Annotated in this window: 15 protein-coding genes; 6 read left to right on the forward strand and 9 right to left on the reverse strand. The window is 68.7% G+C overall.

What is annotated here, in order from left to right:
• Positions 1–94 precede the first annotated feature (94 nt).
• From G361_RS0127680 to G361_RS0127705, 6 genes are all read left to right on the forward strand, one after another.
• A complete protein-coding gene (locus G361_RS0127680) occupies positions 95–1,498 on the forward strand; it encodes an IS1380 family transposase (RefSeq protein WP_019925568.1) in 1,404 nt (467 codons plus the stop codon).
• Positions 1,499–1,956: 458 nt separating this feature from the next.
• Positions 1,957–3,729, forward strand: coding sequence for a hypothetical protein (locus G361_RS45100; protein WP_019930380.1), 1,773 nt, complete (start codon positions 1,957–1,959; stop codon positions 3,727–3,729).
• A 9-nt stretch (positions 3,730–3,738) separates the two neighbouring features.
• Positions 3,739–6,525 carry an ATP-binding protein gene (locus G361_RS0127690; RefSeq protein WP_019930381.1) on the forward strand — a complete coding sequence of 929 codons (2,787 nt, stop codon included), beginning with the start codon at positions 3,739–3,741 and terminating at the stop codon, positions 6,523–6,525.
• A gap of 251 nt (positions 6,526–6,776) precedes the next feature.
• Positions 6,777–8,351: a hypothetical protein gene (locus G361_RS47305; protein WP_155981800.1), complete on the forward strand. Its 1,575-nt coding sequence runs from the start codon at positions 6,777–6,779 to the stop codon at positions 8,349–8,351.
• Positions 8,352–8,406: 55 nt separating this feature from the next.
• On the forward strand, positions 8,407–9,411 hold the full coding sequence (locus tag G361_RS0127700; protein ID WP_036495917.1) for a nucleoside hydrolase: 1,005 nt from the start codon (positions 8,407–8,409) through the stop codon (positions 9,409–9,411).
• A gap of 324 nt (positions 9,412–9,735) precedes the next feature.
• Positions 9,736–10,686, forward strand: coding sequence for a hypothetical protein (locus tag G361_RS0127705; protein ID WP_155981801.1), 951 nt, complete (start codon positions 9,736–9,738; stop codon positions 10,684–10,686).
• Between the two features lie 69 nt (positions 10,687–10,755).
• On the opposite strand, the gene G361_RS0127710 is transcribed toward G361_RS0127705, so the two are convergent.
• From G361_RS0127710 to G361_RS0127755, 9 genes are all read right to left on the reverse strand, one after another.
• Entirely contained in the window at positions 10,756–11,091 is a 336-nt protein-coding gene (locus G361_RS0127710; protein ID WP_026343591.1) for a ferredoxin family protein, read from the reverse strand.
• Positions 11,091–12,671, reverse strand: a complete 1,581-nt coding sequence (locus tag G361_RS0127715; protein ID WP_019930386.1) for an FAD-dependent oxidoreductase — start codon at positions 12,669–12,671, stop codon at positions 11,091–11,093. The genes G361_RS0127710 and G361_RS0127715 overlap by 1 nt, the downstream gene beginning before the upstream one ends.
• A gap of 112 nt (positions 12,672–12,783) precedes the next feature.
• Positions 12,784–13,725, reverse strand: coding sequence for a TauD/TfdA family dioxygenase (locus tag G361_RS0127720; protein ID WP_019930387.1), 942 nt, complete (start codon positions 13,723–13,725; stop codon positions 12,784–12,786).
• Between the two features lie 47 nt (positions 13,726–13,772).
• Positions 13,773–15,116, reverse strand: coding sequence for an LLM class flavin-dependent oxidoreductase (locus tag G361_RS0127725; RefSeq protein WP_019930388.1), 1,344 nt, complete (start codon positions 15,114–15,116; stop codon positions 13,773–13,775).
• A 52-nt stretch (positions 15,117–15,168) separates the two neighbouring features.
• A complete protein-coding gene (locus G361_RS0127730) occupies positions 15,169–16,122 on the reverse strand; it encodes an ABC transporter permease (protein ID WP_081635608.1) in 954 nt (317 codons plus the stop codon).
• Positions 16,123–16,134: 12 nt separating this feature from the next.
• Entirely contained in the window at positions 16,135–16,974 is an 840-nt protein-coding gene (locus G361_RS0127735; protein WP_019930391.1) for an ABC transporter ATP-binding protein, read from the reverse strand.
• Complete coding sequence (locus tag G361_RS0127740) at positions 16,971–18,065, reverse strand: ABC transporter substrate-binding protein (protein ID WP_019930392.1); 1,095 nt, start codon at positions 18,063–18,065, stop codon at positions 16,971–16,973. The genes G361_RS0127735 and G361_RS0127740 overlap by 4 nt, the downstream gene beginning before the upstream one ends.
• Positions 18,066–18,164: 99 nt before the next feature.
• Positions 18,165–18,938: an IclR family transcriptional regulator gene (locus G361_RS0127750; RefSeq protein ID WP_036495919.1), complete on the reverse strand. Its 774-nt coding sequence runs from the start codon at positions 18,936–18,938 to the stop codon at positions 18,165–18,167.
• A 105-nt stretch (positions 18,939–19,043) separates the two neighbouring features.
• Positions 19,044–20,279 (reverse strand): cytochrome P450, encoded by a 1,236-nt coding sequence (locus G361_RS0127755; protein WP_019930394.1) that lies wholly within the window; start codon positions 20,277–20,279, stop codon positions 19,044–19,046.
• Positions 20,280–20,346: the final 67 nt, after the last annotated feature.

A 20,346-nucleotide genomic window follows, 5' to 3' on the forward strand; every position in this document is an offset into this window, starting at 1 on the left:
ATTTGGGTGTGTCGAAATGAAGAAAGTGCCTTCTGACCTGGGATGATTGGAGTTACCACACAACAACCAAGACAAGTTCCGAAAGACACTTTCAGTGCGATTGTTCCACAGGTTCGCCGAGTCCTCGGCGAGGTTCGATGATGATGGCCTCGTGTCGGTGGCGGGGTTGGTTCCGGTGATGACCCTGGCCGAGCAGACGGGTCTGACCAGGCTGTTGACCGAGAAAATTGCCATCGACGCGCCACGAGTCAAGTCCGGGTCGGTGAACCCGGCACCGAAACTGGCCACGTTGATCGCCGGGATGTGTGCGGGTGCGGACAGCATCGACGATATCGGTCTGCTGCGCAGCGGCGGGTGCAAGACGCTGTTCAGTGGCGTGTATGCGCCCTCGACGGTCGGGACTCTGTTGCGGGAGTTCACATTCGGTCACGCCAAGCAGTTGGAGTCGGTGATGCGCGAGCATCTGCTGGCCTTGACCGCGCGCGCGGATCTGTTGCCCGGTGCGGCTGTGCGGACCTTCGTCGATATCGATTCGCTGCTGCGCCCGGTCTATGGCCACCAGAAGCAGGGCGCGTCGTACGGGCACACGAAGATTGCTGGGAAAAAGGTTCTCCGCAAAGGACTTTCACCCCTGGCAACCACGATCAGCACCGACCTGGCGGCACCGGTGATCGCCGGGATACGGCTACGCGCAGGTAAGACCGGCTCGGGCAAAGGTGCCGCATCGATGGTTACCGCCGCGATCGGCACCGCTCGTGCCGCCCGCGCCACCGGCATCGTGCTGGTGCGTGGGGACTCCGCATACGGCACCCGCAAAGTCGTGTGCGCCGCGTTGCGCGCCGGGGCACAGTTCTCGCTGGTACTGACCAAGAATTCGGCGGTCAACGCCGCGATCACCGCGATCGGCGAAGACCAATGGACTCCGGTGCGGTATCCCGGTGCCGTGCGTGATCCCGATACCGGTGAGTGGATCTCCGACGCCGAGGTCGCCGAAATCTCTTATACCGCTTTCGCTTCCACGAAAGACCGGACCACCGCGAGGCTGATCGTGCGCCGGGTGAAAGACGCCCGATACCCCGATGCCCTGTTCCCGGTCTGGCGGTATCACCCGTTCTTCACCAACTCCACCGAGCCCGTCGCCGATGCCGACATCACCCACCGCAAACACGCCATCATCGAAACCGTGTTCGCCGACCTGATCGACGGGCCACTGGCTCACATTCCGTCCGGGAAATTCGGCGCCAACTTCGCCTGGGTCCTGTGCGCCGCGATCGCCCACAACCTGCTGCGCACCGCCGGAATACTGGCCGGTGGCCGACTCGGCCGGGCCCGCGGATCGACCCTGCGCCGCAAAATCATCACCATCCCCGCCCGGCTCGCTCGCCCTCAACGGCGTCCCATCCTGCACCTGCCCCGCTGCTGGCCCTGGGCGGACGCATGGCTCACGTTGTGGCACAACACAATCGGTTACACACCACCACAACCCGACAGCATCTGACCATCCCCGCCCGACGGGCCCGAACCGAGGACTCACGTGGAAAAGCTGGCCAGGCCAGCGGCTACCCCACGCCCGAAACCCGCTGGTCCGCGCGCCGCAGGCGCGCGGACCAGCACGAAACCCCCGTCAGTGGATTCAGGCTAAAAACCGCTAATCTGACACGCCGTGGAAAAACGACCGAACTGTCGGCACGTCCACCTGAAATCGAGCCGAGCGCAGTCGTCCGAACTCCACTTTTCGAGTTCGCCATGGATTCACCCGCACACGCATGATTCACCGCATCGCACCGGAACTCGCATGTGTCTCGGGCCCTGATCCGGGTACCCGCACAATTGCGCTCGAAATCGAACTTCTGAATCTCCGGAAGCGAGTGGACTTTGCGCGCAGCCGGATGCGATTTCGTGAACCAGCCCGTATCCTGTGTCTCGCGGCGCTTTTGCATCTTGCAGGGGGATGTCATGGATCGGCTGCACACCATCGGCGACAGCGATCTCGCTGTGCGATTACTCGTGCCCGGACAGCGGTGGGGCTGGGAATTCACACCGCCACAGCCGATTGCGCCGAATCCGCTGCGATCCCGCGAACCGTTCTGGGTCGCTGCCCCGGAGCCACCGCACCTCACCCACCTGCACCGCAGCCTGCACCGAGCTCCGATTCCGCTCGCCGCGGGAATAATGCTCGCGGTGTGGGCCACGGTCGCCGTCGCCGCGTGGGGGTCGTCGCTGTGGCCCGTTCCGCTGCTCGGTGGAATTGCCGCGGCGGCCGCATGGCCGATCTGGATCGCACTGCGATATTGGGCGATCCGCCAGCAATTCCGTACCGCCGAATCACAACGCCACGTCCGCTATCGGCGCGCATACGAACATTGGGCCGCCCAGGTCGCGGAACAAGAGCGGCGGGAACGGGCACGGGCCGCCGCGACCATATTGTGGTATCCGCTGATGTTGCGACCGGAATCTCGCCGCGTACAGATATTCGGCGGTACCGTCGACGGCTGGATCAGCCTGCTCGCCACGGCCGGAACCGGGCCGCTGGCGGAGGTCACAGGCATCATGGTGCTCGATTTCACCGAACACCGGATCGCCGCCGGCCTGGCCGCGATGTGGCGTGCGATCGGGCAATTTCCCGCGGCGGTGGAATTCGGTGACACCCCCGCGCGACTGAATCCGCTGGCGGGACTGACTCCCGCCGAGATCGGTGAGCTCATCGCCACCACGGTCGAATCGGCACCGGCCACCGACACCACCCGGGGTCTGCACGCCGAACTCGCCGAACTGGTCGCACGGTGCCTCACCGCGCCGATCACCGTCCCCCGGCTCGCCGCGGGCCTGCGGATCCTGCGCCGGCTGGAGCCGGGCCCGGTCCTGTCCGACGCGGAAACCCGTTGCCTCGTCGAACAATTGGGCCTGCTCGACTGGTCGGAGCCGATGCGCGAGCAACTCCGGCTGCTCGGCGGGCTACTCGATCTGCTCGCTGCCGCACCGCCGTCCGACGCCGGTGCGGAACTCCGCTGGCCGCCTGCGGGTTTGCACGTCTACAGCACGACCTCGACCAATCCGCGGCGCAAGACCCTGCTGGACCGGCTGCTGTTCCATCGGACGGCGCACAGCCTGCGCAACACCGGCACCGGGGGACGGGCCACGCTGATCATCGCCGGTGCCGACGGATTCGGGGTCGGCGAGCTGGAACAGCTTGCGCGGCAAGCCCAGCGGATCGGCATCCGGCTGGTCACCATGGTCGAGCACCTGCGCGGTGAGCTGACCCAACTGCTCGGCGCCGCCGACGGCGCCGCGATCCTCATGCGGCTGGGCAATGCCGCGGAGGCCGCCGTCGCGGCGGAATTCGTCGGCCGCGGCCACCGTTTCGTGCTGTCCCAGTTGACCGATCAGTACGGCCGCGGCCTGACCGACGGATATTCCGACACCACCGGGGATTCGACGTCCACCTCGCACACCGACGGCTATTCCACCGGTGCCGCGAGCGTATCGAACTCCTGGTCACGCACCTGGTCGTCGACCGTGAACCGGTCGGAGTCGATCTCGCTGTCCACCGGCCGCACCGTGGCCCGCACCTACGAGTACGTCATCGAACCGGTCACCTTCCAATCGCTGCCACCCACCGCGCTGGTGCTGGTCGAGACCGGCCGCACGGGCAGGCGGGTGGTCGCCGGGGACTGCAACCCTGGCATCACCCTGCTGGAACGGGTCTCCATCCGCCCGCGAGTGGCCTGAGGACAGCGCATGATTCCGTTGCGGCGCTACCGCTTCCATCAGGTACTGACCATCCCGGCGGCACCCGACGAGAACCCGGCCACCCACTCCGGGCACCTGTTCGCCGCGCTGGTGGCGGCACACGACCGGATGGCGCCGACCCCCGGCGCCGGTATCGCGGTGGCCTGGGAACGCACCGGTCCCGGACACCGGTTGCGGGTGCTCGTCGGCGGTTGTCCCTGGTTCCCCTGGGCCGAAGGCGAATCCACGGAGCCGGTGCCGATCCGCTATCCACCCGGCAGTACCGCGATCGCCGTGGATACCGCGGCGGTGCTGGCGGACTGGACCGGCCTGCCGAACTGGTTGCGCTGCACGGCCCGCATCGACGCACTGTGGTCACCGGAGGGGGCCGCCCCGCCCGCACGCGGATGTTTCGAGGACCACATCGCTCATGTGCCCGGCGAATTCGTCTGGCTGGTGGTCGCCGAACCGGCGCCGGCGGCCGAGGTCGAGGCCGAACTGCGTGACCTGGCCGCCCGGCTACCCCGGCTGCGTGCGCGCGAACACACCGAAATCGACCGAGTGGCACTGCACCGCGACGAGTTCCGCTATCGCGAACTGGTACGCGCGCAGTCGGCCGGGCTGTGGTCGGTGCACGTCCTCGTCGGCGGGCACGATCCCGACCGGACCCGGTCCGCCGCCGCCCTGCTGTGCGGCGCCGCCGATCTCGACCGGTTTCCGTATGTCCTGCGCCCGACCGGAGCCACCGGCACGCTCACCGAGATCCACGACAGTGCAACGGTTTCCACCGCGGAGTTCCGCAGTCCGTTCCTCGCCGGCACCGAGGTGGTCGCGGCTCTGGCCCGGCCGCCCCAGCGCGAACTGCCCGGAATCCGGGCCGTGGATCCGATCCGCTTCGACGTCACCCCCGAACGCGACGACGGTATCCCCCTGGGCGAGATACTCGACGAGGCCGATCGCCGGGTGGGCCCCTTCCGCATCGGCCTGGACACGATCAACCGCCACGGCTTCGTCGCGGGCGCGACCGGGTCGGGTAAATCGCAGACCGTCCGGCATCTGCTGGAAGGTCTTGCCGCCGAAAGCATTCCGTGGCTGGTGATCGAACCGGCCAAGGCCGAGTACGCGGGCATGGCCGGCCGGATCACCACCGTCTCGACAGCGGTGATCCGGCCCGGCGCGAGCGACGAGGTGCCGGTCGGACTCGGACCGCTGGAACCGGAGCCCGGCTTCCCGTTGCAGACCCACATCGACCTCATCCGAGCCCTGTTCCTGGCGGCCTTCGACGCGGTCGATCCGTTCCCGCAGGTGCTGGCGCACGCACTGACCCGCTGCTACACCGACCTCGGCTGGGACACCGTGCTCGGCGAACCGGTGCACGACGACGTCCGGCCGCGCTACCCCACCCTCGCCGACCTCCAGACCACCGCGCTGTCGGTGGTGGAGGGAATCGGCTACGGCCGCGAGGTGGCCGACAACGTCCGGGGATTCATCACCGTCCGGATCGGCGCCCTGCGGCTCGGCACCCCCGGCCGGTTCTTCGAGGCCGCGTACCCGCTCGACATCGGCGAATTGCTGCGGCGCAACACGGTTTTCGAACTCGAGGACATCGGCAACGACGCCGACAAGGCGTTCTTCATCGGTGTCGTCCTCATCCGCCTGGCGGAGCATCTGCGCGTACATCGGCACGACGGCAACGGATTACGGCACGTATTGGTGATCGAGGAGGCGCACCGGCTGCTGCGCCGCGCCGAGCCCGGCACGATGACCGCGCACGCCGTGGAACTGTTCACCGCGCTGCTGGCCGAGATCCGCGCCTACGGCGAGGGCATCGTGGTCGTCGAGCAGATTCCGGCGAAGATCGCCGTCGACGTCGTCAAGAACACGGCGTACAAGATCATGCATCGGCTCCCCGCCGCCGACGACCGCGACATCGTCGGCGCCACCATGAATCTGACGGAGAGCCAGTCGCGCCAGGTGGTATCGCTACCCCCCGGCCGCGCCGCCGTGTTCACCGACGGCATGGACCGGCCGGTCCGCATCGCGGTGCCGCTGGGGCAGCATCGCGAGGACCCGACCCGCGCAGTCCGCACGGTCGCCGTCATCGGCCCCGCCGCGACCGAGCCGCTGCTACTGCGAGATCTGCACCGCGCCCGCCGAATCGCCCAGGACGCGCGCCTGGCACTCTGGCTGGAACTGGTATTGCTGGCCCATCTGATCGGCCGTCCGTGGCCTCGCCCCACCGCGCGATGGCGGACGGACCTCACCCACCGCCACTCGCCCCGGTTGCTCACAGCCGCCGTCCATCACGGATTCCACGCCGCCGTGGAACTCCGCTACGCCGGCCTGTGCGGGTACTACCAGCCCGAACACCTCGTCGAACACCTCCACGCCGCCGCGTCCGCCGCACTCGACGGTGCCACGGACATCTGCCCCACAGGCGAAACCCGCTGGCAAGCAGGACGATTCCGCTGGGGAGATGTGGACCGTGCTCTGCACGACGCGGATTCGGCACACGAGGGACCCCATCCGGACACCCCCACCTGGCTGCAACGCGGCCTGCACCTGCCGGGCGCGACCATCCGGGAACAGCAGGCCGCCCTGCACGCCCATCCGGACACCTGGGCCGATCCCACGATCGTGATCGGCCCGGCCCCCACCGCCCTCACCCTCGCCCTGACCAGGCTGAGCCTCGCACCCGACCCCGAACAGCGATTGCGCGATGCCACCGCCCACCTGTCCCCCGCCCATCGCTGGCCGCTGGCACTGCTCGCCGAACCCACCCGGAGGCCGGCATGAGCATCGAATCCCACGACAAACCGGAAAGTGTTGCGCCGGAACCGGAATCAGAACCGAAGGATACGGACGACCTCCACGACAGCAATACGATATTCGAGTTCGACGGATCGGCCGAGGCCGAGGAGGCACCGAGCCCCGCCGGGCCGGGCCCGAGCCGCCCCGCGTCGCCCGACGCCGTCCCCGGTGCGGATCGGAGCGCCGAGCCCGAAACCGGCAGCCGCCGTGCAGCATTCGGGCCCCGCGGCCCAACCTTGCCTGAGATCGGCGTACCGGCCTCACCCGAAACCGGCCGTGCTGCCCGATTCGACACAGGCACCGAGACAGGTGGTTTCGACGGGCCGGCCACCGGCGGTCTTCCGGAGCAGAAGGCCGGTTACTCGGGATCGCCCGAGATCGGCGTACCGGCCACACCGGAGATCGACCAGTCCGGGCAGCAGTCCGACACCGGCGACCTGGACCCGCGTGGAACCGACACTTCTGCCACAGCCGACACCGACCCGCAGGACCGGGTCGGGATCGACGACCTCGCACCTCCCGGCACCGACGGGAGCAGCCGGTCCGAGGCCGACGGCCCCGATCGGGTCGAGCAGCACAGCCCGGATCCGGCCGAGTCCGGCGAGGCAGACGCGCGAAATCGGTTCAGCGACAGCGATAGCGACCGCAGCGCCGGGGACAGCGATGACGGCCGCATACGAACGGCCGATTTCGCCGCCGCCCTCGAACGAGCCGGCGCGTTCGCGGACCACTCCCGTCGGCCCGCCGACACCGCGCCGGAACCACGGGAACTCGCGGTGGCGACCGTGCTCGATCGGTACGGCGTGCGTACGCCGGAGGGGCGGGCCGCGGTGGAACGGGTCCACGATGTGATCACGGAACACCTTGCGCCACTGATCACCTACGGCACGATGAAGATTCTCGACGCCGCACGGGCCGCGGTGGCCGAGCATCCCGACACCCGCGTGGTCTTCCTCGGCCGCGACGGGCATTCGCTCGCCTTGGCCGCCAACGAGCTGGACCCGGAGTTCTTCCGCCGGCACTGCACCGAGGTCACGGTGTCGAGAGTCCTGGCCGACGCCTCGTTGCAGGATCTCGAACAGCATTCCGGCAGAGAGTTTCCCGAGGTGGAAGCGTTCCGGAGCGCGCGCGACAAGGTCGAGGTCGACGACATTCCGGGCTCCCGAGCACAACTGACGAACTACCTCGAAGGCCGCGGCGTACCTGTGGCCGACCCCGGCAGCCGAATCCTGCTGATCGACACCAGTTTCAACGGCACTGTCCAGGAGCTGTTGTCGGCAGAGTACCCCGACGTGCACTTCGAAGGTCACTACCTGTTCCACGCCGAATCCCCGGACGATCCGCATCCGGGCACCAAAACCGGTCATCTGCTGCACATCTCGGCCGACGGGTCGAGACCGGCCGACGTGTTCGCGAGCACCTTCTCCCACAAGGACGCAGTTCTCGCCGTGGAGCACATGCTGCGCGGCCCGCTGTCGAAGGCCGTCCGATTCGATGCCGACGGGCTGCCGGAGCAGCGTCCGGAGGCGCCGATCACCGGACTGGATCACCGAGCGCTGGCCCCGGAATACCGCGACGAGGCGGTACGACGGGCAGCCCTCGACATCGCACAGGTCGCGGTCGCCCAGCACGCCGAGCGGTTCGCGGACCGGGTATCCGGCCCGCCGCGGCCCCCCGGCCTGCCGTCCGCTGCGGCGCGGACCGCTGAGCAGGTGCGATCATGGAGGGAGGGCCGCGACACCGTCGATCCCACCCTCCGAACTGTGCTGGATTCGTTCGTGCGACGCTCCGATCGGCCTCCCGCCGGTTGACCGGGCAGACGTCACAGAGATGCAGAGCCGAACCGACCGCCGGAAGGAACCGACCATGGGTGATATCGAGGACGAAGCGAACGAGCCCCCCGAGCCGATCGGGTCCGCCTGGTCGTCGCTGCTGGATTTCGCGGACCGCTACCGCACGCTCGGCTTCGGCCCGCTCGCCGACCAATTGCGCGGCGGGGGTCCGCCGCTACCACCCCTGCGTGGCACCCCCGTGATCATCGACACCGATATCGGCGGCGACCCGGACGACGCGATCGCGGTCACCTGCGCGGCCCGCGGTGTGCCCGAATTGGCGCTGGTGCTCACCGCGGACGAGAACCATGGTCAGCGGGCACGTTTCGCGCGCCATGTGCTCGATCTCCACGGCCGGGCCGAGGTGCCGGTGGTCGCCGGGGCCGATCTGGGCAACATCCGGTACTACTGCGTCGAGGACCTGATCCCGCCGGATATACCCGGCCAGCGCGATGATCCGATCGCCGCCGTCCGCGCGGTGTGCGCCGCGACCGACGGCCCGGTGCGCTGGGTCGGCATGGGCCCGCTGACCAACCTGGCCCGAATCCTCGACGCCGCACCGGAATTGGCGCCACGCCTGGTGATCACCCAGATGGGCGGCGCGATCGCCTATCGCGATCCGGCCAAGGCGGAACACAACTTCCGGCTCGATCCCGCCGCCGCGAGTTTCGTGGTCGGCCACGCCGTTCACCTGTTCCTGATGTTGTCCGACACGACCTTCACCCCGGAGATCGAGATCGACCGGGACAGCGAGCTCTACAAGCGGCTCGCCGCCACCGACGCCCCGGAGTGGGCACGCCTGCTCGCCACCCACCTCGACAACTGGTTCGACCGGTTCTATCCCGGTACCAGGCAACATGATCCGCTGACCCTCACCGCCGCCCTGCAATTGCCGTTCGTCGACTTCGCCCGGCGCGCAATCGTCCTGGGCGACGACGCCCGGATGCGCGTGGACCCCCGCGGTCGAAGCGTCCGCGCCTCGAGCCGGGCCGACTACGCCGCCTTCCGCGCCTGGCTGGCCGGACAACTCGACTACTGACCGCCCGCTCGTCACCGCGCTCGCGCCCGGCGCCGCACGAACCACACGACGAGAAGCGAATTCACCACGACGGCAACGATCAGCGTCGTGGTACTGCCCCTGCGCCACCAGGCCGGGCCCTGCCTACGGTGTCGTCCCATCGCTGTCTCCCGACGTCTTCCCGTGTGGATGAACCGAAATCGCCGGCCGACGAGCAGGCCGGTCCGGACGTGCACGACGCTACGCCGCGCGAACCGGGAAAACGCGTGGGAGTTTTCGAGGGGCACGAACCGAATATTCTGCCGCTGCATGCGTTTCTGCGGCCTCCGGGCCATGATCTACGACATGGCAACCTCGCACACCGCGACACCGCTGCATCGGGCCCTGGAACAACACGGTCGCCTCGAACGGCGCCTGTCCGTCGAGACCGTGGCGGCCGGTCGAGCGGATGTCCTCGACGCTCTCACCGGCGGCCGGCAACTCGAGGCGAACGAGCGATTGCGATTGGCGCGCTGGGTGGTACCGCAGCTGCACCATCAGATCGCACGTCTGTCCGACAAGGCCGATCGCCGCATCGCGCAGGTGGTTCTGGCCTCCGAGCCCGAATTCGAACGCCTCAAGGTCTCGCTACGCCTCGATCACGTCAGGGAGAACGATCACGATTTCAGCGACGACCAGTTCCGAGTGCGGCGCAGCGCCGTACTCGCCCAGCTCGCGGCCGGGCTGCAGAGCGCGTATTGGGATGTAGCGGCGCCGACCGTCTTCATCGGTGGCAGCTACGCCGATCCGGCATGGGACTCGATCGCGGAGGAGGTCGGACACGCGCTGGCCGATCAGCCGGTCCGGCTGATCGCCGCCATGTCCGATCCCGGCATCCACATCAGCTACGGCATGGAGAAGGCCCGGATTGCCGGTGGCCGTTACGAATCGCCTCGAGCACGCCTGTTCGGACGATACGACTCGCCCCGGCACACCCGCGCCCGCCAGCCTTACGGTGCATGCGACTATCTGCACGGCACTCGCGAATCCGTCCGCGTACATCTGCTGGCCCAGTCGAACCTGGTCCTGCTGTTCGGCGGCGGTCCCGGCACGGAGTCGGAGGCACGGCTGGCCGAGCGCTTCGAGAAGCCCATCATTCCACTGGGTTTCACGCACGGGACCGCCGGACAGTGGTGGCGATCGCACCACGACCCGGCCGATCCGGACAGTTACCACCGGCTCGGCAGCCCGGATCTGCGAACCGCCATCGCCGCCACCGTCCGGTTGATCTCCCGGCACACCCTGTCGGTCGGTTGAGAATGCTGCCCAGTGTGGCGGCGACGGTATTCCGGCGAACTGCACCGGTGGCCAGGTGCCCGGCGCCGCTCACTCGCGCCGCGGCGGCTGCCCACCCCGTGGCAGTTCCGGCCCGATCGCGACGAGGCTGCCGGGCCGGCGCCCACGGCCCCAGCCGATCTCGCGGCGGTAGCGGCCCACCTGGTCCTCCGGGATCGCCTGCTCCGGGGTCAGCGGGGTCACCTGGGGTGCGACGTAGAGGGCGTCGGTGGGGCAGTACGCCTCGCACATGAAGCAGGTCTGGCAGTCGGATTGTCGTGCGATCGAGGGGATTCCGCTGTCGGTGCGATCGAAGACCGAGGTGGGGCAGACGTCGACGCACTTGTCGCAGGCGATGCAGTCGTCCGCGCGAACCAGCTCGATCATCACGCCACCGCCGCGAGCGCGTCCGCGGCGGCCCACACCCGATCCGTCCCACCGGACAGGATGTGGTGGTGCTGGGCCGGGTCCTGATCCGGATGGTCCTCGCGCTTGCTCATGCCCCGGGATTCGGTGCGGCGCAACGCCGATTCGTACATCAGGCGGCCGACGGCGGTGACGGCGGCGGCCTCGCGGGCGCGCACCCGCTCGGCGCCGGTGGCGCCGGAAAGGTTGTGCACCACCAGTTCCCACAGCAGGTCGAGGCGGTCCCGGGACAGCAGCAGGCGGTCGCCGTGGCGGAGGTAGTTCTTGTCCAGCGGCAGCAGTTCCGATTGGGCGCCGGCCAATACGTCCGCCGAGCGCAGGGTGCCGGTACCCGCCGGGTGCAGGCCGGCCCGTCCGACGCCGTGGACCGCGGCGGGATCGGGCCGGCCGGAGCGGCGGGCGAAGGCGGCGGCGCCGCGGCCGGCCCAGGTGCCCGAGGACATCGCCCAGGCCGAATTGTGGCTGCCGCCACCGGTGAAACCGCCGCAGATGCGTTCGCGGGTGGCGACGTCACCGGCGGCGTACAGGCCCGCGACGGTGGTCGCGCAGTCGTCGGCGACGATGTCGAGTCCGCCCGTGCCGCGCACGGTGCCCTCCGCGAGCAGGTCCACCTCGAAGCGGTCGGTGAACGGGTTGATGCCGCGCCGGTCGAACTGCAGGAAGAAGTTCGGCTGGCCGACGCGCATCTGCCGCTGCACGGTCTCGTCGGCGCGGTCGAGTTGCGCGAAAACCGGTTCCGACAACAGGGTTCGCGCGATCACCGACCGGCCCTGCTGGGAGCCCGCGCCCTCCAGCACCCGGCCGTCGGCGTGGAAGAAGGTGGCATAGCCGTAGTACGCGGTCTTGGTGATGGTGGAACCCTTCGGCGCGATGCCGTAGGCGTTGGAGAACTCCATGCCCGAGAAGCGCGCTCCCGCTTCGGCGGCCATCAGCGTGCCGTCCCCGGTGTCGACGTTGGTGCCCAGCGCGCGGGACAGGAATGCGCAGCCGCCGCTGGCCAGGACCACCGCGCCCGCGGTGATCCGGTACTCGTGATCGCCGTCGCGCTGCCAGCCGGCGGCGCCGCGGACCACGCCGTCGGCGTCGACCAGAAGTTCCAGTGCCGGTGCGTGATCGCGGATCTCGACGCCGAGCCGGCGCACCCACGCTCGCATCCGCCGCATGTACTCCGGACCCTGCACGCCGGTGCGGATCTGCTCCCCGGTCCGCGGATCCACCGGGAACGGGTAGCGGCCCTCGGTCGCGAGCCGATTCATGTTGGCGTAGGTCTGATCCAGCACCCGGTCCATCCAATGATGGTCGGCCAGATAGCCACCGAGGGCCTCCCGGCTCGCCTTGGCGGCGGCGCGCGCGGACGGCTCCGGCGCGACATACCAGACGCCGGTGCCGGCGGGGGCGGTCGTACCGCTGGTGCCGCAGTAGCCCTTGTCGACGAGGATCACCTCGGCCCCGGCCTCGCGGGCATGGATCGCGGCCCAGCAGGCCGCGGGTCCGCCGCCGATGACCAGGACATCGGTACTGGCGTGCAGGTATTCGCGCATCGGTGTTGCTCCTGTCGATGGTCCGAACCCGGGCCCGGCCGCACGCCGGAACCGGAATACCGCGGCGCGGGCCCGCCCGCCCGGCGGACGGGCGGACGGGCGCGCCGGAAGGTCAGTTCCCCGAGAACTTCTCGCCCACGATCTGCTCCGAGACCCGGCCGTCCACACCGACCGGGACGTCACCCTCGAGCGTGGTGCGGTACAGCACCCGGTTCACGTCGGCGCCCAGATGCCCCAGATCGCCGGGGGCCAGATGGGCGGTGGCCCGGTTGTCCCAGAAGGCCACATGGCCCGGCTCCCACCGGAATCGGACGGTGTAGACCGGATCGGCCAGTTCGGCGAACAGCAGTTCCAGGAGCGCGTCGCTCTGCCGCGGCGACAGACCGAGGATGCGGGTGGTGAAACCCGGGTTCACGAACAGGATTCGCTCGCCGGTCACCGGATGCACCCGGACCACCGAATGTTCGGTGGCCAGCGGCGCCGCCGCCACCTTCCGGGCGTAGTCGCTGTTCGAGTCCCACTGCGGCCGGCGACCGCCGAAGCGGTGTTCGGCGCGCAGTCCGTCGAGGAAGTTCCGCAGCGACTGCGGCAGATTCGCGTACACGGCGGCCAGATTCGTCCACTGGGTGTCGCCACCGCGGACCGGGACGTCGTGCGCCCGCAGGATCGACGCCGCGGGCGGGTTGATCAGCGAGGAGATGTCGGTGTGCCAATAGTTGGTGTAGCTGAACTTCTTGACGCCGAACCGCTTCTCGTAGACGCGGCTGTCGATCGCGAGGATCTCCGGATGTTCGGTGGGCGCGTCGTCGTCGTACGGATGCGACGGGGTGACCTTGCCGAACCGGCGCGCGAACGCGACCTGCTCGGCGTGGCCCACGTGCTGCTGCCCGCGGAAGAACAGCACCTTGTATTCGTGCAGGGCCGCGGTGATCTCGGACACCTGCGCCTCGGACAGCTCCGCGGCGAGATCCACCCCGGACACGTCGGCGCCGGTGTGGCCGGCGACCGGCGTGAATTCGAGTGTGCGCGTGAGGGGTTCGTTGACAGCGGTCATGGCGATAACTCCTTCGGTGGGTTCCGGCGGACTGCTTTCGGAACGGCTCAGACGGTCGCGGGGACCGCGTCGGCGAATCGGTTGGGTACGGGCGCGAGCCCGTAGTGGCCGCGCAGCGTGGTGGCGGTGTACTCGGTGCGGAACAGCCCGCGCTGCTGCAGGATCGGTACCACCCGCTCGACGAAGTCGGTGAGCCCGCCGGGCAGATAGGGCGGCATGATGTTGAAACCGTCGGCGGCGCCGCCGCGGAACCAGGTCTCGAGATCGTCGGCGATCTGCTCGGGCGTACCGGCGAGCGTCCGATGGCCACGGCCACCGCCGAGTTCGCCGATCAGCTGACGGACGGTGAGCTCCCGGCCCGCGGCCAGTTGCTTCACCAGCGTGAACCGGCTCTTCTGCCCCTCGACGGCGCTCTCGTCCGGCAGCGACGGCAGCGGCCGGTCCAGCGGATAGCCGGTCAGATCCGTGCCGAGCATGGTGGACAGTTGCCGCAGCGCGTAGTCCGGCGAGATGAGGCCGGTGAACTCCTGTTGCAGCGCAACGGCTTCGGTTTCGGTGTCGGCGATGAAGGGCACCAGGCCCGGCAGCACCTTCAACTCCGTCTCGGCTCGGCCGTAGCGCGCGAGGCGGCCCTTGAGATCCGCGTAGAACTGCTGCCCCTCGGCGAGGGTCTGCTGCGCGGTGAACACCGCCTCCGCGTGCCGCGCGGCGAATTCCTTACCGTCCTCCGACGATCCGGCCTGCACCAGCAGCGGCCGGCCCTGCGGGCTGCGCGGCGAGTTCAGCGGACCGCGCACCCGGAACCGCTCCCCGGCGTAGTCGAGGGTGTGCACCTTGTCCGGATCGGCGAACACCCCCTCGGCCGTGTCCAGCACCAGGGCGCCGGGTTCCCAGCTGTCCCAGAGCCTTCCGGCCACGTCGACGAACTCCTCGGCGCGCGCGTAGCGGCGGGCGTGCTCGGGGATGGCGTCGTAACCGAAGTTGAACGCCTCGGCCTCGGTGCCCGAGGTGACGATGTTCCAGCCCGCGCGTCCGCCGCTGATGTGATCCAGCGACGCGAAGGCCCGGGCCAGCGCGTACGGCTCGTGATAGGAGGTGGACGCGGTCGCGATGAGGCCGATCCGCTCGGTGACCGGGGCGATCGCCGAGAGCAGGGTGATCGGCTCGAAGACCGTGTGCACGTTGCGCTTCGGATACGCGCCGACGGCGAGGTTGTCGGCGAAGAAGATCGAGTCGAGCCGGCCGCGCTCGGCGATCCGGGCGAGTTCCTGATAGTGCGCGACATCGAGCACCCGGTGCGCCTCGGTCCGGGGATGCCGCCAGGCCGCCTCGTGGTGGCCGACGCCCATCAGAAAGGCGTTGATGTGCAGGGTGTTGCCGTCGTGTGTCATCGGGGACGAAATTCCTTACTGAGTGGTTGCCGTATCTCGTGATTCCGCGGATTCAGTTCCGCCAGCGCGACAGTCGGCGTTCGATGCCGACCAGCACGGCGTTGAACAGCAGGCCGACGAACGAGATCGCCAGGATGCCGGCGTACATCTGCGGGATCTGGAAGTTCTGCTGGGCCGCGGTGATCAGGTAGCCCAATCCGGCTCGGGCGCCGACCATCTCGGCCGCGATGAGCACCAGGATCGAGGCGGCCGCGGCCATCCGCACACCGGTGAAGATGGACGGCACCGAGGCGGGCAGGATCACCTTGGCGAACAGGCGCAGCGGTGAGAAGCCCAGTGAGACAGCGGCCTTCACCAGCAGCGGATCTACCGTGCGCACACCGTTGATGGTGTTCAGCAGGATCGGGAAGAACGCCGCGTACACCACCAGCGCGATCTTCGAGGTCTCGCCGATGCCGAGGATCAGCACGAACACCGGCAGCAGGGCCAGTGCGGCGGTGTTGCGGAACAATTCGAGCAGCGGATTGAGGAATTCGGCGACCGGTTTGTACCAGGCGATGGCGACACCGACCGGCACCGCCACCACCACCGCGATGACGAACCCGACGACCGAACGAGCCAGGCTGGCCTCGACGTGCTCGGCCATCTCCCCGCTGCGCACCAGATCCACGAACGCGCCCAGCACCGTCGACAGCGGCGGCAGGAACACCTCGTCGACGAGGCCCAGTCGCGGCGCCGCCTCCCAGATCCCCGCGAACACCGCGATCACCAGCAGCGGCTTGACGATTCGCCACACCAGCCGGCCCGCGAACGCGACGGCGATGCGCGCCACGGACCGCGGCGCGACGCTCGGCGGCGTCGAATCACTGCGCGGCACAACGGTTTCGGTGGGCTCGGTGGTCACCGTGCGGGTGGCCGCCGGTGCGGGCGCGGCGATCTCCGCGCGCACGGTCTCCACCTCGGCGACCTCGGCCGCGGCGGGAATGATCTGAACAACACTAGACATGGGATTCCTCCGTCACTGTCCGGCCGCGCCGGTCCGGGCCGATACCGCCACGCGCTCCAGGCCCTGGGCCCGGGTCACCTCGCTCTGCAACAGCGTCCAGATCTCGTGCCGCAGCCGGCGGAACTGCGCGCTGGACCGGATATCGTCACCGTCCCGGTCGATGTCGATGTCGACCACGGCCTTGATCCGGCCCGGCCGCGACGTCAGCACCGCGACCCGCTGGCCCAGATAGACGGCCTCGTCGATGCCGTGGGTGATGAACAGGATGGTCTTGCCCGTGGTCTGCCAGATCCGCAACAGCTCGTCCTGCAACGATTCCCGGGTCTGCGCGTCCAGCGCCGCGAACGGCTCGTCCATCAGCAGCACCTCGGGATCGAAGGCCAGGCTGCGGGCGATCGCCACCCGCTGCTTCATCCCGCCGGACAACTCGTGCGGGTAGCGGTCACCGAAACCGCCCAGCCCCACCAGTTCCAGATAGTCGTCCGCGATGGCGCGGCGCTGCCGCCGCCGGATTCCCTTGGCCTCCAGGCCCAATTCGATATTGGCCCGCGCGGTGCGCCACGGCAGCAGCGCGTACTGCTGGAAGACGACGCCGCGATCCAGCCCCGGGCCGGTGATCGGCCGGCCGTCCAGCAGGATCTGCCCGGTGGTGGGCGCGGTCAGCCCGCCGAGCAGGTCCAGCAGCGTCGACTTACCGGAGCCGCTCGGGCCGACCAGCACCAGGAATTCCCCGTTGCGCAATTCCAGCGTCACGTCCTGCAGCGCGCTGAAGGCGCCGGATCGACCGCGGCCGGAGAATTCCTTGCCGACCCCGGAGATCGACAGTTTCACGGGCTGTATCGCTGTGGTCATTTCGCTGCCTCCCCGGTCGGACCGGCGTCGGGTTTGTAGGTGCCGTTGGCATAGGGGTTGTACTGGTTCGTGTACAGATCGGCGGCCTTGTATTTGCCCTGCGGCAGTTCACCGTTGCGGACCAGCCAGTCGATCCAGATCTGGATCTCCTTGTCGGCGATCACGCCGCCGGGCACCGGAATACCCGTGCTGCGGTAGTACTTCAGCAGATCCAGGTTCTCGTTGCGGCCGCGTTTGCCGATGATGTCGGTGAAGCGGGCGACCACCTGATCGCGCGGCGTGATCTGCGCCCAGCGGATCGCACGCGCGGTGCCCTGGACGAAATCCTTGACCGCGTCCTGGTGCGCGGCGAGGTAATCCTTGCGGAAAACGAAGGTGCCGTAGTCGAATTGGCCGAACAGATCCTTGTCCGTGTACAGCGGATGGATACCGCCGCGGGCGATCGCGGTGTCCCGGAAGACGCTGCTCAGCGCCGCCACGTCGATCTGCCCCTTGCGCAGCGACTCCTCGGTGCTGACCGGCGGCAGCACGACCAACTGCACCTGCTTGATCTCCGCGTCGGTGAGCCCCTGCTGATGCAGCCATTCCCGGGTGATGAACTCGTGGTGCGCACCGAGGGTGTTCACCCCGACCTTCTTGCCGATGAGGTCGCGGGCGGTCTTGATGCCGGAATCGTCACGCACGTAATAACCGGTGAAGGATTCCTGGTCGGCGCCGTACGAGGACAGGACGGACGTGATCGGCGCACCGCCGGCGGACAATTTCACCACCGCGCCGTTGAAGGCGCTGCCGAATTCGATCTGTTTCGTGGCGGCGGCCTGGATATTGGCCGGGCCGCTGGTCGTGTCGCCTTCCCAGTGCAATTGGATCTTCGAGAAGTAACCCAGGTCCGCGGCCAGTTCGAACGGGCCCACCTGACCGGTCGACCCCTGGTAGCGGAGTATCGTCCGGCCGTCCGCGGTGGCGCCCGAGTCGCCCTTGCCACACGCCGCGACGGTCCCCGCGATCAGGCACAGCGTCAACAGTGCGTAGAGCGTCCGGTACCATCGTTTGTTCCGTGTGGAAGTTTTCGAATTCTCGAGCATGCCCATTCCTGAATTCATGTGGACGACAACGGCGAAGTATTCGCCGCCGTTTCAATCGTGCGGACCGCACAGTCTCCCGGCAACGAGCTTTTCACGCTGTGGAAATCACGGTGATTTTAATTCGGCGGCCGTGTGCGCCGCGGCGGCCGCCGCATGAAAATACGGACTCAGCCGGCCCGCCAGCTGCCGCATGGCCGGCACCACGGTCCGCACCAGCTCGTCGTTGAGCCGTACCGACCGCGCCTGGATGCTCAGCGCACCCCAGACCTGCCGATCGGGGCTCAGAATCGGCACGGCCACCGAGCGCACCGGCTCGGCCGCGTCGATCTCCTCCACCGCGAATCCGGTCCGGCGCACGCCGTGCAGGCTCTCCCGCACCGGCGCCGGCATCCGATCCCCCGGTGCGAAGGCCAGCATGGCCCGCCCGGCCGCGCTGGCGTACAGCGGCCGCCGGGCGGTCTGAACCTGGTTGGCGCAGAACCAGACCGGCGGCCGGGCCTGGAGCACCGAGACCGCCTCGGTCCGATCGGCGACGTTCAGATTGACGGTGATGCGGATACCGGCGGCGAGCGCGTACACATGCGGGGCCACGGCCTCGACCCCGGCCTGCGCCACGGTGTCGAAACCCAGGCGGGCCAGCGCCGGTCCGGCCAGATCCGCCAGCCCGCCGCCCACCCGGTACCGATCGGTGCCGGCGTCCTGTTCCAGCAGGCCGCCGCGGACCAGGGCCTGCGCCAGCCGATGGGTGGTACTGACCGGTAGCCGGGCGCGGTGCGCCAGCTCGCTCACCGACAGCTCGGGATCCGTTCCCGCGAAGCAGTTCAGCACATGGATCGCCCGATCCACCGCCTGTGTTCCCGACCTCGGCTGCTCGCTCATGGCATCCTCCTCGAGTTCCGCCTGCAGGGAACTATCGGACGACACCGGGTTTGCCACAATGATTCCGCGCACCGCGATTCCGGGCCGGCGGTACGTGGGCCGGATTCAGTCGTTCAGCGGCCGAACCCCGGTGAACCGCACCGGCAGCGAAGTCATCCCGCTGAGGAACGGCGAGGGGCGGCGCACCAGGGTCTCGGGCGCGACGGCCAGATCGATATCCGGCAACCGATCGAGCAGCACCTCGATACCGGTGCGCGCGATCGTCTCGGCCATCTGTTGTGCCGTGTACGGGCAACGGTATTCGCCGTGCCCGAAGGCGAAGTGCGCGCTGTTGCCGAGGTTCGACGGCTCGGCTCCGGCGTACTGCCGTATGTCCGGATCGGAATTGGCCGCCGCCAGACCGAGCAGCAACAGGTCACCGGCGCGAATCACCTTGTCGCCCAGACGGCTGTCGCGCACCGCCCAGCGACCCGGGAGGATCTGGGTGGGCGTCTCCTCCCACAGCACCTCGTTCATCGCTTCCCCGATACTGCGTCGGCCGCCGCCGAAGGCGTTGGCGAACCGATCGTCGGTGAGCATCAGCCGCAGCGAGTTGACCAGCCAGTCGGCGGTCGTGATGTGCCCGGAGAACAGTACCGACATCAGCGTCAGGCCGCAGACCTCCTCGGTGTAGTGGCCCTGCTGCAACAAAGCGGTCGCCAGGTCGGTACCCGGCCGTTCGCGCTTGCGGGTGATCAACTGCCGCATACTCTCCGAGAGCCGGGCGTATGCCTGCAGGGAATCTGCGCCGGCGTCGCCGATGATCTCCATCGAGCGCAGCAGTTCCAGGCCCTCGGCGTCCGGCAGGCCGATCAGCCGCGCCAAGGCCAGCACCGGTAAGGGCTCCGCGAACGCGCCGACCAGATCCACCGTGCCGCGGCCGCAGAAGTTGTCGATCAGCCGGTCGGCCAGTTCCTCGCAATCGCGGCGCAGCACGAACGGATCCATGGCCTCCAGGGCCTGATCGAGATTGGCCTGCTGCGCGCGATGCGGGAAATCGGCGAGGGCCGGGGGCGAGATCGGCAGCAGGGGTAGCAGCGGCCAGTCCGGCGGGATGTTCGGCCACTGGTTCCACAGCGTCGGATCCCGCGGATACAGGTCGGAATCGTTGGTGACCTGGTGCAATTCGCGGTAGCCGATGACCAGCCAGGCGGGCACGCCGCCGGGCAGTTCGACCGGTACCACCGCACCGTGTTCGCGCCGCATCTCGCGATACAGGCCCTGAGGATCGTTCAGGAAGCGCGGGCCGAACAGTGGAATCGGAGCCGGGTCCGGATCCACCGAGGCTACGGGATCGAGCACACGGACACGCTATTCGAAAGCTACCGAAATCGTAAGGGCAATGGCGATATCCGACTCACCCGGATCG

This window comes from Nocardia sp. BMG111209 (assembly GCF_000381925.1).
Classification (GTDB): Bacteria; Actinomycetota; Actinomycetes; order Mycobacteriales; family Mycobacteriaceae; genus Nocardia.

Bases quoted from the DNA above. Each gene is read 5' to 3' on its own strand.
- G361_RS0127710 (WP_026343591.1), bottom strand. From the start codon at position 11,091: ATGATCGAGCTGGTTCGCGCGGACGACTGCATCGCCTGCGACAAGTGC.
- G361_RS0127725 (WP_019930388.1), bottom strand. From the start codon at position 15,116: ATGACACACGACGGCAACACCCTGCACATCAACGCCTTTCTGATGGGC.
- G361_RS0127690 (WP_019930381.1), top strand. From the start codon at position 3,739: ATGATTCCGTTGCGGCGCTACCGCTTCCATCAGGTACTGACCATCCCG.
- G361_RS45100 (WP_019930380.1), top strand. From the start codon at position 1,957: ATGGATCGGCTGCACACCATCGGCGACAGCGATCTCGCTGTGCGATTA.
- G361_RS0127750 (WP_036495919.1), bottom strand. From the start codon at position 18,938: ATGAGCGAGCAGCCGAGGTCGGGAACACAGGCGGTGGATCGGGCGATC.
- G361_RS0127715 (WP_019930386.1), bottom strand. From the start codon at position 12,671: ATGCGCGAATACCTGCACGCCAGTACCGATGTCCTGGTCATCGGCGGC.
- G361_RS0127730 (WP_081635608.1), bottom strand. From the start codon at position 16,122: ATGTCTAGTGTTGTTCAGATCATTCCCGCCGCGGCCGAGGTCGCCGAG.
- G361_RS0127735 (WP_019930391.1), bottom strand. From the start codon at position 16,974: ATGACCACAGCGATACAGCCCGTGAAACTGTCGATCTCCGGGGTCGGC.
- G361_RS0127705 (WP_155981801.1), top strand. From the start codon at position 9,736: ATGGCAACCTCGCACACCGCGACACCGCTGCATCGGGCCCTGGAACAA.
- G361_RS0127740 (WP_019930392.1), bottom strand. From the start codon at position 18,065: ATGGGCATGCTCGAGAATTCGAAAACTTCCACACGGAACAAACGATGG.
- G361_RS0127720 (WP_019930387.1), bottom strand. From the start codon at position 13,725: ATGACCGCTGTCAACGAACCCCTCACGCGCACACTCGAATTCACGCCG.
- G361_RS0127700 (WP_036495917.1), top strand. From the start codon at position 8,407: ATGGGTGATATCGAGGACGAAGCGAACGAGCCCCCCGAGCCGATCGGG.